Source organism: Arthrobacter sp. V1I9 (assembly GCF_030817075.1).
GTDB lineage: Bacteria > Actinomycetota > Actinomycetes > Actinomycetales > Micrococcaceae > Arthrobacter.
In genome coordinates this window covers 808,858-823,083 of the sequence record NZ_JAUSYU010000001.1, presented here as the reverse complement: position 1 = coordinate 823,083, position 14,226 = coordinate 808,858, and the positions used below count along the sequence as shown (strand labels likewise).

Here is a 14,226-nt window from a genome sequence, read left to right as displayed (position 1 = left end):
GAAACCTCTTTGCTGTCCTGGCTCGTTAAACCGTGTGGTCGAAGGGTGTAATTGATGAAAGCGCTAGTCCTGGTGATTGTCGCCGTCGCCGTGGTCCTCCTCATTGTGGGCTTGGCCGTCGAAGCGCTGGGCTTCCTCATGGGGGTGGCTCCGGTGCTGTTGATCGTAGCTGTTGTCCTTCTGCTACTGACCCGCTTCAGGGGACGCCGCATCCCCCGCTGATGGGAAAAAACCAACAACCTAAGGTTGTGCATGCCGGCTGAAGGGAAGGCAGGGATGAAGAGCCAACGCATTTCGGAGAGTCCGGCGCTTCCCCAGGGCGCGGCCGGGCCGTCGATGTCTGCTGCGGCTGAGTTGTTCAAAGCCATTGCCCATCCGGTCAGGGCGCAGATCCTGGAGCTGCTCAGCCGCGGCGAGTCATCAATTCCCGAGCTCTGCGAGGGCACCGGGGTAAAGCCTTCGCACCTGTCCCGGCACCTGACGCAAATGCGGGGGCAGCACCTGATTCAGTGCCTGCGTTCGGACGGCCGGCTTGTCTATCGGCTCGAACACCCGGAAGCGGCAGACCTGTTAGCCGTTGCCCGGTCCCTGCTGCAAGCCAGGGCGGTTGCGTCCGTGGCCAGCGTCGGCCGAGCTGGCGTCTCCTCCTGGTCCAACCCGCGCCGCACGCCCGGGGCTGACCCCGTCTCCCGGTCGGACGGGCCGTCCCAGACTGCCTTTTCAAACGAGCAGGTCTCGGCTTTGGAGGCCACCTTGGCATCGCGTTCCCTGATAGAGGATGCATGTGAAGCGATAGCTGCACGAAGCGGCTGCAGCAGGGACGCAGCCGCCTGGCAGCTCATCATGACCGCAAACGAGCGTAACCTGACACTTCGTGAGGCGGCCGACGCGGAACTTCGCAAACCGCAGGAACCGCGCCGGGCCTGACCTTTGCTTGTCACCCCAGCGCCTGCCCGGCCGCTCTGAACGGGCGTCTTATTCCGCCAACTGCTTGACCTCTCCCCGTGGCAGGGATCACACTCGAACGTACGGAATTGACGAAAACGTCTATCCGTCAACAGACTTCTCCGCGGTGTGGACTTCGGAGAAGTCGCACCAGGGGTCAAGGGTTTCCCTTGGCATGGGGGCTTCTGGTGCGGAGTAGGTGCGGAGGGGACAGCGTGGTCCCCTCCGCTCCCCTTTGCTTGATAGGCGTTATTGGGCCGGGACGAAGCCCGAGACGAGTGTGCCGAGGCGGGCAGCTGCGGCCAGCTCAAGGCCAGTTTCCGCGAACGTCAGGTTGTCGCCGCTGATGACCAGGACACGCCCTGTGCCGGCGGCCTGCAGCCAGGCGGCATCATTGGGGTTCTTTCTGTCCAGCTGCTGGGAACACATCAGGAGTCCGTCAACATGCAGTTGGACTGCTCCCCCGTCGGCCACGGTGCAGATGCAGGTGTTCCCGGCAGGGACAGCCCGCTCCAGGATGTCGCTGTAGCGGGCACTGGAAGACATCTGAAATCCGTGGTTCAGCAGGAGCGACACCAGCGCGGATGTCATCTCCCCGCCCGGTTCCCCAATAACAACGTTGGGTACCAGGGTGTAGGCCAGCACGGGAATGGTGGCCGTCCCCGCCCCTCCCCGGCTAAGGACCAACCGTGCACCCACGGAGATCACGCCTTCCACCAGTCCAATGGCCTCACGCATACTCAGCCCGGGTGCCTGGCACTGCAGATGACAGACAACAGGATCGAAAGTCAGCGACGACATGCCGTCCGAACCGGATCCTTCGGTGATGAAGACCATCAGTGACAACGCCGCTCCGGGGCCAAGGGGTAGCCGGCAGGCTGCGCAGCGGCTGGCAGTGGCCTTGACCGTCTCGACGTACTGAGCTGTGTCCCTGCCCTTGAAGGCCTCGAGTCGTTCGTCCCAAGCGACGTTGCTGGTGATGGGCATTTCCGCAATCCAATCCGTGAGCGCTCCATCGACGCGCGGCACGGGGTGGGCTATTCACGTCTTGGAGCGGGAGACCTGGCCGGGCTTGGCATCGCATCTGGGGTCCGACGCCAAGCCCGGCGCTGACCGGAATGAGTTATGGGGGCCTAACTCCCCAGCCAGCTAAGGACAGATTGACGCCTCGGCCTTAAGGAAATCTTGAGAAGCTTTACCGCGAGGCCCACAAGGAAATTCCTAGCTGCCCTGATGGATGTAACTTCCTCCATGCGCAGTGCCCGCTTATCTCCTGATCCCTTTCAGGGAGCACCACACGGTGTTGAACGGGCTAGCCTCGACCAGCTGGAGGCCACCGCCCACGCCGGTTGCGCCCCGGCTGAAGGGCGTATAGACCGGGTGAGCGGGCGTTGAGCCCGGACCAGGTTGCGACCGTGGCGGCAGAGAGCAGGCCGCGTTTGGACGCAAACGCCAGAATTCATTTCGCAGCGTGAACAAGGTTCCACAGGGAAGGCCTCCCACGCCGGCTGGCGTGGGAGGCCTCTCTGCGTGTGTTGGAGCAGGATCGCTCCATAGTGGGAGGGGTTAGAGGATGCTGGTCATGACGTTCCAACCGGCACCGAGGTAAACCCTGGGCAGCCACTTGCCTGCACCGTTTCCGGGGTACAGCCACAGCTTGCCGGAACCATCCCGGGCCAACACGTCGACGTTGCCGTCACCGTTGAAGTCACCCGGACCAACAATGCTGGTCATGACGTTCCAACCGGCACCGAGGTAAACCCTGGGCAGCCACTTGCCTGCACCGTTTCCGGGGTACAGCCACTGCTTGCCCAAACCATCCCGGGCCAGCACATCGACGTTGCCGTCACCGTTGAAGTCACCCGGACCAACAATGCTGGTCATGACGTTCCAACCCGCACCGAGGTAAACCCTGGGCAGCCACTTGCCTGCACCGTTTCCGGGGTACAGCCACTGCTTGCCCGAACCATCCCGGGCCAGCACATCGACGTTGCCGTCACCGTTGAAGTCACCCGGACCAACAATGCTGGTCATGACGTTCCAACCCGCACCGAGGTAAACCCTGGGCAGCCACTTGCCTGCACCGTTGCCGGGGTACAGCCACTGCTTGCCCGAACCATCCCGGGCCAGCACATCGGCCTTGCCGTCACCGTTGAAGTCACCCGGGCCAACAATGCTGGTCATGACGTTCCAACCCGCACCGAGGTACACCCTGGGCAGCCACTTCCCTGCACCGTCCCCGGGGTACAGCCACAGCTTGCCCGAACCATCCCGGGCCAGCGCATCAGGGTTCCCGTCACCGCTGAAGTCGTGCCTGTCGAGGCCGGCCGGTGCGTTGATGACAAACTCCCACTGTCCCAGCGGGCTGATGTTGCCGGCAGCGTCCACCGCGATCGCACGAAGCGTCGTGGTCTGAGCGATGGCAATGGGTTCGGTGTACAGCGTGCTGCTTACCGTGGGATCGGTGCCGTCGGTGGTGAACCGGATGGCTGCGCCCTCGCTGGCGGAGAGGGCCGCCGTCGTGGCTGCCGTGAAGGTACCGCCCGGGGTGGTTGTGGTCAGCTCCGGAGCTATCGAGTCCACTGTGTACACCTCAGTGACGACCGCCGAGGGCACACCCTCATTCACCGCGATGAATTTCAGGGTGGTGGTTCCCTCTTCAACGGCGATCTCGCCGGTGTAGGGGGTTCCGTCCTCCGCGGTGGGTTCTGAACCGTCCGTGGTGAAGAAGATCTGTGCACCGGCGGGAGTGGCGCTAAGCGTAACGGCCTGGGTTTCATTGAACGTACCGCCCGCAGTGCTTGCCACGACTGTCGGGGCTTCCGGAGGCGTGGCACCGACTGTGCGGCCCTGAACCACGAAGTCCGTGGTTGTGCCCAGGCTTCTGTTGACCGGTTCGCCCGCCGGGTCCTTCACATGCCGGATCTCGAAGGAGTTGGTGTTGTACGGGCTGCCCGTAACTGCGTGAGGTGTGGAACCGTCACCGAGGTAACCCTCAGGCGCTCCCTCAGTCCACCTCAGGAACGGTCCGACCTTCTGCTCGAGCAACGGCGTGAAGTTGCCGTTGCCGTTCATGCTGCCGAGGTCCTCCGTGTAGCGAAGGCTGCCGGTGTCATCGGCGATTACCTCAAAGGTCCCGTAGGGATGGATGATCTGGTAGGTCGAGCCAACCTCAAACACGTCGTTACCGCGGACACGGATACGCCCGAAGGCAACCTCGTCTCCGGGGACAACCGCCTCACCGCTGAAGGCGGCCTCAAGCGCGAGGGTCAGTCGCACCTCTTCCCCGTCGACGGGCAGGAAGGCCTCAGCGGCCCACCAGAACGATTCACCAGGGAAATTGTCAGGGAACGATGGGTCGTTTTCCGGTAATGGCAGTTCCTCGATGATCGGGCACAGCGGGTCGTCGAGGCACAGGTCCAGTTGAACTCCGGTGTTATCTTCCAGCCACGAGGGATATCCGTGGCCCCCTTGGACTACCGGACCGATGGCTTTCAGGTTGTGGATGGCGTACCGGAAGTTCCGAATTTCTCCGGCAGTGCCTTCCCCGTTGACGGACATAGCCCGGATGAGCGTGGTGCTGCCCACCGTGATGGGAGTGCCGTCGTACTTTTTGGTTGAACCGGTGGCATCCCCGTTGTCGTAGGTCGGTTCGGAACCATCGAGCGTGTAGTACACAGTTGCCGGTCCCGCACCGTCCGCGGTGGTTCCGGTGAGGGTTACTTCCTGTGGACCCGCGTAATTGGGCGCCGTGGCGTCAGGTGTTGCGTCGATCCAGGGGCTTGTCGCATCGAGGTTGTAGGTCTCGCTGCGGATTTCCGTGCGCTGGGACGGTTCGGTGAGGCTGACGGCCATGTACTTCAGTACCGTCGTACCCGGGGTAGCGAGCGACACTGGAGCAACGTCGGTGTCATTTGCTGAAGGCTCCCACACTTCTCCGTGGCCGACGGAGCCGTCCTCGGCGACCACCGGGTCTGAGCCGTCGGTTGTGTACACAATCTTCGCCTCGTCGGGGAAGGACGCCTGGATGTTGACCGTCAATGCCTGGTTGTAAGTGCCACCGGGCTTGTCCACTCCGGCGCGGACGGTGGCGATCTTGCCCTGCACCGCAAAAAGATCCGTTTCGGCCGGTGTTGGGATGCCGGGGCCCTCAATGCGGAAGAAGTTCGTATCGAAAGGGCTGCCGGTAACAGTGTGCGCAACGTTGGGGTCAGCAATGGATCCTGCATTGGCCTCGGGCACGGGCGTATCCCACCGGAGGAACGGACCCCAGCTGCCGGAAAGTGGCTCATCCCAGGTGCAGGGCTGCTGCAGGCAGCCGATGTCCTCGGTGAAGCGCACCCTTCCGCGATCATCCGCAGTGACTTCGTAGACGCCGTATGGCGTGGTCGCCTTGTAGGTCGCGTTTGGGGTCATATCGTCCATCCGGATCCGCATCCGGGCGAAAGCAGCCTGTTGTCCTTGAATAATTTCCCCTGCCCCTCCGAACGCCGCTTCCTGGGCCATGATGAGGCGGGCGTCCTGACCGTTAGGCAACGTCAGCGATGCCTCGGCGGACCACCAGAAGGACTCGTCCGGGAAGTTTCCGGGAATCGCCGGCGGCAGGGTCGGGTCGTAGCCTGCCCCGACAACGGGGCACGCATTGACGTCGTCGAGGCACAATTCCAGTCGAAGGCCGTTCTTGTCCCCGTACCAGTACGGGTAGCCGGTTTCGGGGTTGACTGGTCCGACGCTTCCCTCCATTCCCGATACAGCGGCTGGAAGTAGTGCGGGTTGGGGCGCGGCCCCGGCAGGCAGTGGACTGAATGTGGACAAGAGCACAACCGCCGAGGCAGCAATTCCGGTCCCCCTCCACATCCTGCTCGTGCGGGGGGTGCCCCCCGCTGCAGTGCGTGTACCGTCCAAATTCATGATTGTCTCCCCCGTTAATTCCTGATCCCCCGACGAGCGAGACTGCTGCCGGGCGGGGCAGAGAATGAGACCTGCCCCGGAGCCACTGTGCCGAGGGGACCTTACGAATACCTTGAGGAGGTACCCGAGTAGCACGTAGGCCTGGCTCCCAACATTCGAGTACTCGGTACTGGCGCCGTCGGAAGCGGCAGCTGCTAACGTCGAGCACGGTTGACGGTAGGGTCTCCTGCGCGCCGCCGTTCACGGGTTGCAGGCAACAGCAAAGGGACCAGGTGCATGCAGAAACCGACAATCAGCCCCAGTCCCGCACCGCCGGCAGCCACAGCTGGACGTGTTCCAGGACCGAACCATGCCACCCCGGACCATTCCGGGCGCGACCGGTACCTTGACCTGCTGCGCGCGATCGCCCTGGTCCGGATTGTCGCCTACCATACGTTTTCCGGCGTGGCCTGGCTGACTCTGGTTTTCCCTTCCATGGGCGTCATGTTCGCCCTCGCGGGATCCCTGATGGCCCGCTCCCTCCAGCGGCCTGCCATGAGTGTCCTGAAAAGCCGGACCCGGCGCCTGTTGCTGCCCCTGTGGATCTACAGCGCCACAGTTCTGGTTCTTCTGTTCTGGCAAGGCTGGAGCCCGGACCAGGAAGAGGGCCGCTCCTGGCCCGAAACCCTGCTGTGGTTCTTCCCGCTCGGTGACCCGCCCTTCCCGGCGAGCATTGGCTCCGAGGAAGGCCTGGTTGACAGCCTGTGGGCCCACGAAGCTGGAGTCATCCTCTGGTACATCCGTGCCTATTTCTGGTTCATGCTTTTGTCTCCCCTGCTGCTCGCGGCGTTCCGCCGGCGGCCATGGATTACGCTGGCGGCGCCGCTCGGAATCATGGTGCCCGTCGCCGCTGAGTGGGTGACGCTGCCCGACTGGGCGGACAGCGGCGTCACCGACTTTGCCACCTACGGCTCCTGCTGGATTCTTGGCTTCGCCCTCCACTCCGGAGCGCTGCGCAGTATCCCCCGATGGATCGTGTTCTCAGCCGGAGCAGTGATGATGGTCCTCGGTTTCCTTTGGGCCGCACCCCACCTTGAGGAGGCGGGCTGGGACCTGAACAACATTCCCGGGGCTGATGGCCTGTGGGCCCTGGGGTTCTGTGCGATGCTCCTGCGGGTCTCCCCGTCCTGGAAGTCGTTGCCCCGGCCGGTCAGGATCCTCGACAAGCCAGTCACGCTGATCAACAACAGGGCCGTCACCATCTATCTCTGGCATACCCTGCTGCTCTCGGTCTGTTACGCAATTGTCGACAGGCTCTACAACAACGAGCAGATTGCCGAGGCCCTACCCTGGCTGCTGGAGAGCGAGTGGACCCTGTTCGCCGGCATCTGGCTGCTCCTCGCCGTCGTGTTCCTCACTGTGGGCTGGGCCGAGGACGTGGCCGCTAAACGGAGCCCGCGGCTCTGGCCGGACAGATAACGTCCACTGCCACGGGCATGGTTCGGCAGTTCTTGTAAAAACCTGGGGTTGCGCGGCCCTCTGACCAGGGCCGGAACCAGGAATGCAGGGTTTTTGCCGAGATATACCCAAGGTGGATCCGCCACTCTGACGGTGGCGGGGATTCCATTCTCGGCCTGGCCTTGAAGCTACTGGGGGCCACCAATCGAGTGTCCATCTGAGGAGTCACGATGTTTTCCAATTCTGTTGACCGGCCCGAGATGCCAGACGGAGCGCGCCGCGCCCGCCGGACAGCCCGCCAGCCAATGACCACAACCGCCCGCCGTCTTGCCGCCGTGGTCTCCGGCGCGCTGCTGGCCGCATCGCTTGCACCGCTCGCTGCCCTGCCAGGCAGCGCTGCCACAGCCGGCATGGGGCCCGTGGATCCGACAAACGGGTTTCCCACCTGGTATTCGGACGGGAACGTCCGGCTGCAGCTCTGCTACGAAGCAGGGAAGGGATGCCTTGTGGAGCCGCCCAACCCAGACCTGCCTGCTTCCTACCCGGACAACTTCCCTGACGAAGCCTTCTGGTTCGCAGCTGAGGCCTCCAGCGGCAACCTGGCCCTGTATGAAGCCGCTCTCGAAGCAGCACATGCCAACGAAGCCGTGATCAACGGCGATCAGATGGGCTTCGGCCGGCTGCGGTTCCGGCTGGACGGGCTTCAGGCCGGACAGACCTACACCATCACCCACCCGTACGGGGTCCACACCTTCGCGGCCGACAACCTCGGGGAAATCAACCAGACCCTCGACCAGGGCGCTTGCGCCCCCAACGAGACGACGGCCTGCGACTGGGCAGGCGTCGGCGCCGGCTTCCTGGGAGATTACCGCGCCGGTTCAACAGCCACGTTCCTTACGCAGGTCGGTGCAGCTGCCGGCACCATCGGCGACATCAACACCGCGCGGCCCGTCACTGGCGCTCCCTCGGGCAATAACTTCGTCCGGGTTGACGGACCCGACGCCGGTGGACCAGGCGTTGACACGATGACGGTCAGCACCTTTACCGTCCAGGGCCTCATCGCCACGGACACCGAAGGCGGTCCCTCGACGCCGGACCTGGCCGCAGCCAGCGACAGTGGCCGCTCCTCAGCGGACAACGTCACCAACGTGACCGCCCCGACCCTGTCCGGCACCCTGCCGGCGGGTGTGACAGGGCCGGTTGAGGTAGTGGTCAACGGCGGCGCAGCCCAGGCAGCAACGGTTACCGGTTCCACGTACTCCGTGAAGCTGGCACCGCTTGCCCAGGGACGCCACACCGTCCAGGCCCGCGCCGGAGCCCTGACCTCCGGCACACTCACCTTCACCGTGGACACGACGGCGCCTGCGGCGTCAGTGACGGCTCCGTTCCCGTCCACGCCCAGCGCGGACAACACTCCGACGCTGTACTTCAGCAGCCCTGATCCGCAGGCACGGTACGAATGCAGGTTGCTGCCCACCAACGCCGACTGGGACCCCACCTGCTCGTCACCGAAGACCTGGGACGCCCAGTTCAACGGCTTCTTCACCTTCAGCGTCCGCGCGACGGACACGGCCGGAAACACTGGCCTTGTCGCCAACCGGAACGTCCAAATCGGTACGGGCACAGGCGTCACCAGCGTCATGAAGGACTTCAACGGTGACGGGCGCGCTGATCTCGTGGCACGCGACTCCAGCGGAGTGCTGTGGACCTACCTCGGAAACGGCGCAGGCAGCTTCCCCAACCGGATCAGGGTCGGCGCCGGCTGGAACGTCATGAACTCCATCAGCGCAACCGGCGACCTCACCGGTGACGGCCGTGCTGACATCGTGGCCCGGGACTCCAGCGGAGTGTTGTGGACCTACCGCGGCACCGGCTCTGGCACCTTCCCCACCAGGGTTCGCGTTGGGGCAGGCTGGAACACCATGAAGAACATCAGCGCAGCCAATGATGTTACGGGTGACGGACGGAATGACTTGCTGGCCACCGACTCCCAGGGTGTCCTGTGGAGCTACGCCGGCAACAACAACGGCACCTTCCCGTCCCGCCTCAGCGCCGGCGCAGGTTGGGGCGCCTTGGCGGTCAGCGCCGCCGGTGACCTCAACCGGGACGGCAAGGCCGACCTGGTTGCACGGGACGCCAGCGGAGTCCTCTGGTCCTACATGGGCAGCGGCGCCGGCACCTTCCCCACCCGGGTCAGTGCAGGCGCAGGCTGGAACACCATGAACGCCATTAGCGGCGCTGCAGACCTCAACGGCGACGGACGTGACGACCTCGTGGCCCGCGACACCAGCGGAGTTCTCTGGTCCTACCTGGGCAACGGCGCCGGCACGTTCCCCAACCGGCTCCGGGTGGGCGGCGGCTGGAACGTCATGAACGCACTCAGCTAAGGCAACTGCCTCAGCCTGACCACTGCAACTACCGCCCGCGTACATCAGTACGCGGGCGGTAGTTGTGTCTGCTCTCTGGCTATGAGATCTGTGCGTCGATATAGCTCTGCACGATGGCCGCGAGGGTACGGAGTACCTGCTGCTCGGATGGCGGGAAGGCCCGGGGTTTGTGGTCGATAATGCACAGGGTTCCGATGTTCCAGCCGCGCGGCCCGTGCAAGGGGTACCCGGCGTAAAAGCGGATATGGGGCTCCCCCACAACCAGCGGATTGGACGCGAAACGGCGGTCCTTGAATGTGTCGTTGATGATCAGCATGGAGTTGCGTTCCACAGTTGCCGTGCAGAGCGCAATCTGCCGGGGAGTCTCTTCGCGGAGAGGCCCGAAGACCGATTTGAAGTACTGGGCGTCTTCGGCGATCAGTGACATCGACGCAGCACCAACGTTGAAGTATTTCCGGGCGGCAGCCACGATCCGGTCAAAACTTTCCTCCGCGCCGCTGTGAAGAAGGTCCGTCTCCCGCAGTGACTCCAGGCGTTCCGCCTCTGCACGTTCAGGAGTCAGCAGGAAGCTCCCCGCCGCCCCCAGTGCTGAGACCGCACGCTCACGGGTCTTTTTCGGGCTGGCAGGCTTGTCTGCACCCTGGAAGGGTTCAAGCTTCGGCCGGGCCAGGGCCCCATGAAGGTAGGCGTCCAACTCGAACTCCGACCACTGGGAACGGCCGCGATTAGCAGGCAATAGTTTCCGGGGATCTAAACCAATCGTGGCAGCGAGCTCAAGCCGCCGCTCCGTCTCTTCATCCACACCGTCCATCTCCAACCAAATTGCGCTTCACGAACCAAGCTTTCCGCAGCTGCGGAAGCCACTTACTAAGGCTACTTATTACTTCACCCCCAAGGCTACCCCGCCCTCCCGAAAAGCCCGCGTTTCGGAAACTTGCAATGGAGTCATTGCCCACTTTGTCCTCAACTCCTCATAGGATTTCTTGCATGAGGATTGCCGTTGCAGGGGGAACCGGTACCGTGGGGCGCCACGTCGTCGAGATAGCGCGCCAGCGCGGTCACCACGCCGTCAGCCTGAGCCGTTCGGAGGGTGTGGACCTGGTGAACGGCCGCGGCCTGGACCAGGCACTCGAGGGCACGGAGACTGTGATTGACGTTTCCGGCGTCGAGACCATGTCCACCAAAAAGGCAGTGGATTTCTACACCAACGCCACCCAGAACCTGCTGGCGGCGGAGAAGAAGGCGGGCGTCCGCCACCATGTGGCGCTATCCATCGTGGGGATCGACAAAGCCACCTCGGGACTGTACGCGGGCAAGCTGGTGCAGGAGGACGAAGTCAGGCACGGCGGCATTCCCTGGTCCCTCCTGCGGTCCACGCAGTTCCACGAGTTTGTACCGATGGTGGTCAAAGCCGCCTCGGCCGGGCCGCTGGTTCTGGTCCCCAACATGTTCACCCAGCCGGTGGCTGCCCGGGAAGTCGCCGAGGCCCTGGTCAACGCCGCAGAGGCAGGACCCAAGGGGCGCCTCCCCGATCTCGGCGGGCCCCGCGCCGAAAAACTTGCCGACCTGGTCCGCGCCTACCTGCAGAAGACGGGCAAGCGGAAGCGCATCGTGCAGTTGAATGTTCCCGGCCGCATGGGCAAGGCCATGCGGAAGGGCGGGCTGATTCCCAAGGCGGGTGCCGACGTCGGACGCCAGACGTTCCAGGAGTGGCTGGAAACGCACCACAACAAGTAGCCCCAGCAGGGGGCGGGGGAAATTCGAGTACCCGCTACTCGTGCCCTCCCCGGCGGCCCCACCCTAGATTCGAAGTGCAGTTCGCGAATTCTTGCGCGGGCGAGGTTCGAAAGGGGCGTGACGGTGACGGTAGATGTGGCGGACACCAGCAGCACGGCCCTGAAGGCCGACGGCGGAAGGCGGGCGACGCCGGGCTCCGCCGGCTTGGAGCCGTGGCATGAGCCGTCCGGGTTCCTGCTGGACCTGGTCACGGGCGCAGCGACCGACGTTGACTCCTTGCGGCGGCTGGCCGAGACCGCGGCAGTGGCCCTCACGGGGTACATCGGGGTCCAGATCGACTGCGCCGCTACCCTCACCCCGCCGCAGGGCGCTCCGATCCGGGCGGCCAACAACGGCCGGGCAGCTGCCCTTGCGGGAGTTGAGGAGGATCTCGACGACGGTCCCCTTGCCCAGGCGATGGAGGCAGGCAGTCCCGTTGTTGTGGAGGCCGACGGCGGCACTCCCCTGTGGTGGCAGGATTACCGGCGGCGGTGCCTCGACGCCGGCTACGGCGAGGTCCTCGCCGCTCCGGTCCGGCTCGACGCCGGAATGTCCTGCGCGCTGGCGTTCTTTGCCCCGCCGGAGGTCCGGTTCGTACCCGAAGCGGTCATCCAGGCAACGTGGTTGGCGGGTGTGGCGGGGAAAAGCCTGAGGGTGGCCCTTGAGGTCCGGAGCGCCCGTGCAGCCGGGGACAATTTGAAGGCCGTCCTGGAAAGCCGGACCTCCATCGACGTGGCCTGCGGCGTGATCATGGGCCGGAACCGCTGTTCCTATCCGGACGCGTTCAACATGCTGGCCGGCGCCTCAACCCGCCGGGGCCTGCAGGTGCGCGAGGTGGCCGAGGGATTCCTGGCCAATCTTCCAAGCGGCGCCCCGGGGACCCGGTTCGAGGTCTGATCACGGCGGGCGACGTGCCCGCGCACTACGCGAAGCACGGCAGCGGCATGCCAGTTCCCACAGCTAGGGCTGGCTGTTGATGGTCCGCGGTTGCCGGGCTGTATCCAGGTGCGTCCGCAGGGCGTAGGACGTTTGTCCGGCACGTTGCTTGATCCGGTGCAGGTAGTCCACGGCGAGCCGGGGAAGGGCAACAGCCGGATCGGCAACCCGGATCCCCTCACGCTGGGCCGCCTCAAGGTCAGCGGCCAGGGCCGCGAGCCGTTCGGCGCCCACCATCTGGCTGGCCGTCTTGAGGCTGAGGACAGCATCCATGGCCCCATCGGCATCGCCGGTAGTCAACGCGACACGAACCTTTTCGATCCTCAGCGGCAGGGCCGTGATGAAGTTCTGGACAAACACCCTCCAGACATCGTACTCACTGAGGTCCTCGCGCAATCTCTCCAGCACCGCGTGGTCCAAGAGGGGCGTGGGGGAACTTGGGGCGCTTATCCAGCCTGACGTCGCGCCCGGCTGGGGGCAGCTGGCCTTGTGCAGTGAAGTGGTGGTGGTGGTCATGCTTGGACGGTACGGAATGGATGCTGGGGGAACCCTGCGACCGAACCTTGAGGTTTCCTAACGGTCCAAGGTCTCTTTTGGTCCGGAAGAGCGCGAGGGCCCTGATAAGCTGGTGGTTCGCTTGTTGTCCCGTGCAGGACATCGAGCTTGGCTGCTGTAGCCCACGGCGGATTACTGCACCCTGCTGAGAAGAGCCGCAATGGCGCAATCACAGTTCGATCGATTCCTCACCGAAGCCACCTACCAAGACCCCGAAACCGGCACTACGCTCAGCCGGGACGCCTTCTATGGCCTGTACACCAGCTGGTGCAACGTACCCCAGGAAACACCACAGGCGGAGCACGCCTTCTGGGACGCGATGGCAAAACTGGTAGATCCGGGAAACCCGCTGCGCATGACCGGACCGGCTGCTGCGGATTACATCCTGACCAGCTACCCGGCCCTGGTCTGAGCATATTGACGACGCCAACGGACACGTACGTTCCCTGGGACGTCCACCAGCCCCGCGGGAAACGCCCGTGGTGCGCAAGCTGTGACACCGACCTGCACCTCGTGGCTGAATTCCCGGCCGTCAGAGGCAGGCAAAGCGGGACACTCGCCGTCGCCGTCCGCTGTTCGCAGTGCCGCTTCTCACGCGTTATGGACACCACCGCGGATCACGTCGCAGCCCTACCCGGGCTATTATTCGAACCCAGGACAGAGCAAAGGAATACCCAGAACATGACTTTCATCAACAACACCACCGGGCCCAAAGACGGGCACATCCACCTGGCCGGGCTTGAGGACCTTGACCTCACACCCGCCGGCCTCGCAGACGCCCCCGCAAGTGAACAAGACAGCGACAGCATCGTGCACACCGGCAACAGCTAAACATGCTGCAAAATCCCGGGTGGGCAAAAACCCCGGGACAAAGGAAAGCCCCTCCTAGGAGGGGCTTTCTGCGTAGTGGTCAATTGTCTTCTGGTATAGGTCAGCGGTGATGCACTCCCCCTTCCCGGACGCCCCCTAGCGCCCATCCGGACTATGACAAGAACAGACTTTAGTAAATTGCCCCGGGGCTCGTAAAGGGGTTCTACTGAGAAATTTTTCGTACGACGGCGGACGCCGCTTCACCGCTTGTTAACCGGCGGGTTCAGCTTCACAAGTTTTTCTCAGGGCGGCGGGGTTATGCTGCTCGCCTATCTGCCAGCAGACAGACGAGACGGATTGGACCGCGAAGATGCCCAACACCAGCACTACTGCCGGCAACGTACGGCTCACGGCATGTCGATCGGGTGCCGCCCTTTTGGCCTCTGCCGTGCTTTGCCTAGTGGCTGGC

General features: G+C 64.1%; 12 protein-coding genes. 8 read left to right on the top strand and 4 right to left on the bottom strand.

Translation table 11 applies throughout. The annotated features are described in order from the left end of the window. Nucleotides 1-54 precede the first annotated feature (54 nt). Together QFZ70_RS03885 and QFZ70_RS03880 are read left to right on the top strand one after the other, a co-directional pair. Nucleotides 55-222: a hypothetical protein gene (locus QFZ70_RS03885; protein WP_307094183.1), complete on the top strand. Its 168-nt coding sequence runs from the start codon at nt 55-57 to the stop codon at nt 220-222. Between the two features lie 54 nt (nt 223-276). Next, complete coding sequence (locus tag QFZ70_RS03880) at nt 277-927, top strand: metalloregulator ArsR/SmtB family transcription factor (protein ID WP_307094182.1); 651 nt, start codon at nt 277-279, stop codon at nt 925-927. Between the two features lie 267 nt (nt 928-1,194). Here the strand turns inward: QFZ70_RS03880 and QFZ70_RS03875 are convergent, their stop codons facing one another. Both QFZ70_RS03875 and QFZ70_RS03870 read right to left on the bottom strand, forming a co-directional pair. Beyond that, nucleotides 1,195-1,932: a hypothetical protein gene (locus tag QFZ70_RS03875; RefSeq protein ID WP_307094181.1), complete on the bottom strand. Its 738-nt coding sequence runs from the start codon at nt 1,930-1,932 to the stop codon at nt 1,195-1,197. 579 nt (nt 1,933-2,511) lie between these two features. Next, complete coding sequence (locus QFZ70_RS03870; protein ID WP_307094180.1) at nt 2,512-5,688, bottom strand: chitobiase/beta-hexosaminidase C-terminal domain-containing protein; 3,177 nt, start codon at nt 5,686-5,688, stop codon at nt 2,512-2,514. Between the two features lie 444 nt (nt 5,689-6,132). On the opposite strand from QFZ70_RS03870, the gene QFZ70_RS03865 reads away from it, so the two are divergent. Beyond that, nucleotides 6,133-7,314 (top strand): acyltransferase, encoded by a 1,182-nt coding sequence (locus QFZ70_RS03865; RefSeq protein ID WP_307094179.1) that lies wholly within the window; start codon nt 6,133-6,135, stop codon nt 7,312-7,314. Nucleotides 7,315-7,523: 209 nt separating this feature from the next. After that, entirely contained in the window at nt 7,524-9,680 is a 2,157-nt protein-coding gene (locus tag QFZ70_RS03860; protein ID WP_307094178.1) for a VCBS repeat-containing protein, read from the top strand. 79 nt (nt 9,681-9,759) lie between these two features. On the opposite strand, the gene QFZ70_RS03855 is transcribed toward QFZ70_RS03860, so the two are convergent. Then, the gene (locus QFZ70_RS03855; protein ID WP_307094177.1) at nt 9,760-10,491 is read right to left on the bottom strand and encodes a GAF domain-containing protein; all 732 of its coding nucleotides are present in this window, start codon (nt 10,489-10,491) and stop codon (nt 9,760-9,762) included. A 176-nt stretch (nt 10,492-10,667) separates the two neighbouring features. Here QFZ70_RS03855 and QFZ70_RS03850 point away from each other — a divergent pair, with 176 nt between their 5' ends. Both QFZ70_RS03850 and QFZ70_RS03845 read left to right on the top strand, forming a co-directional pair. Next, on the top strand, nt 10,668-11,417 hold the full coding sequence (locus QFZ70_RS03850) for an SDR family oxidoreductase (protein ID WP_307094176.1): 750 nt from the start codon (nt 10,668-10,670) through the stop codon (nt 11,415-11,417). Nucleotides 11,418-11,540: 123 nt separating this feature from the next. Next, on the top strand, nt 11,541-12,353 hold the full coding sequence (locus QFZ70_RS03845) for a GAF and ANTAR domain-containing protein (protein ID WP_307094175.1): 813 nt from the start codon (nt 11,541-11,543) through the stop codon (nt 12,351-12,353). Between the two features lie 63 nt (nt 12,354-12,416). On the opposite strand, the gene QFZ70_RS03840 is transcribed toward QFZ70_RS03845, so the two are convergent. Further along, nucleotides 12,417-12,908 (bottom strand): Hpt domain-containing protein, encoded by a 492-nt coding sequence (locus QFZ70_RS03840; protein WP_307094174.1) that lies wholly within the window; start codon nt 12,906-12,908, stop codon nt 12,417-12,419. A gap of 199 nt (nt 12,909-13,107) precedes the next feature. On the opposite strand from QFZ70_RS03840, the gene QFZ70_RS03835 reads away from it, so the two are divergent. Then, nucleotides 13,108-13,359, top strand: coding sequence for a hypothetical protein (locus QFZ70_RS03835; RefSeq protein ID WP_307094173.1), 252 nt, complete (start codon nt 13,108-13,110; stop codon nt 13,357-13,359). A gap of 269 nt (nt 13,360-13,628) precedes the next feature. Beyond that, a complete protein-coding gene (locus QFZ70_RS03830) occupies nt 13,629-13,778 on the top strand; it encodes a hypothetical protein (protein WP_307094172.1) in 150 nt (49 codons plus the stop codon). The last annotated feature ends 448 nt before the right edge of the window (nt 13,779-14,226 follow it).

What these genes read in the sequence shown, in the direction of transcription:
- QFZ70_RS03885 (WP_307094183.1), top strand. Translation starts at nt 55, where the DNA reads ATGAAAGCGCTAGTCCTGGTGATTGTCGCCGTCGCCGTGGTCCTCCTC.
- QFZ70_RS03880 (WP_307094182.1), top strand. Translation starts at nt 277, where the DNA reads ATGAAGAGCCAACGCATTTCGGAGAGTCCGGCGCTTCCCCAGGGCGCG.
- QFZ70_RS03875 (WP_307094181.1), bottom strand. Translation starts at nt 1,932, where the DNA reads ATGCCCATCACCAGCAACGTCGCTTGGGACGAACGACTCGAGGCCTTC.
- QFZ70_RS03870 (WP_307094180.1), bottom strand. Translation starts at nt 5,688, where the DNA reads ATGGAGGGAAGCGTCGGACCAGTCAACCCCGAAACCGGCTACCCGTAC.
- QFZ70_RS03865 (WP_307094179.1), top strand. Translation starts at nt 6,133, where the DNA reads ATGCAGAAACCGACAATCAGCCCCAGTCCCGCACCGCCGGCAGCCACA.
- QFZ70_RS03860 (WP_307094178.1), top strand. Translation starts at nt 7,524, where the DNA reads ATGTTTTCCAATTCTGTTGACCGGCCCGAGATGCCAGACGGAGCGCGC.
- QFZ70_RS03855 (WP_307094177.1), bottom strand. Translation starts at nt 10,491, where the DNA reads ATGGACGGTGTGGATGAAGAGACGGAGCGGCGGCTTGAGCTCGCTGCC.
- QFZ70_RS03850 (WP_307094176.1), top strand. Translation starts at nt 10,668, where the DNA reads ATGAGGATTGCCGTTGCAGGGGGAACCGGTACCGTGGGGCGCCACGTC.
- QFZ70_RS03840 (WP_307094174.1), bottom strand. Translation starts at nt 12,908, where the DNA reads ATGACCACCACCACCACTTCACTGCACAAGGCCAGCTGCCCCCAGCCG.
- QFZ70_RS03835 (WP_307094173.1), top strand. Translation starts at nt 13,108, where the DNA reads ATGGCGCAATCACAGTTCGATCGATTCCTCACCGAAGCCACCTACCAA.
- QFZ70_RS03830 (WP_307094172.1), top strand. Translation starts at nt 13,629, where the DNA reads ATGACTTTCATCAACAACACCACCGGGCCCAAAGACGGGCACATCCAC.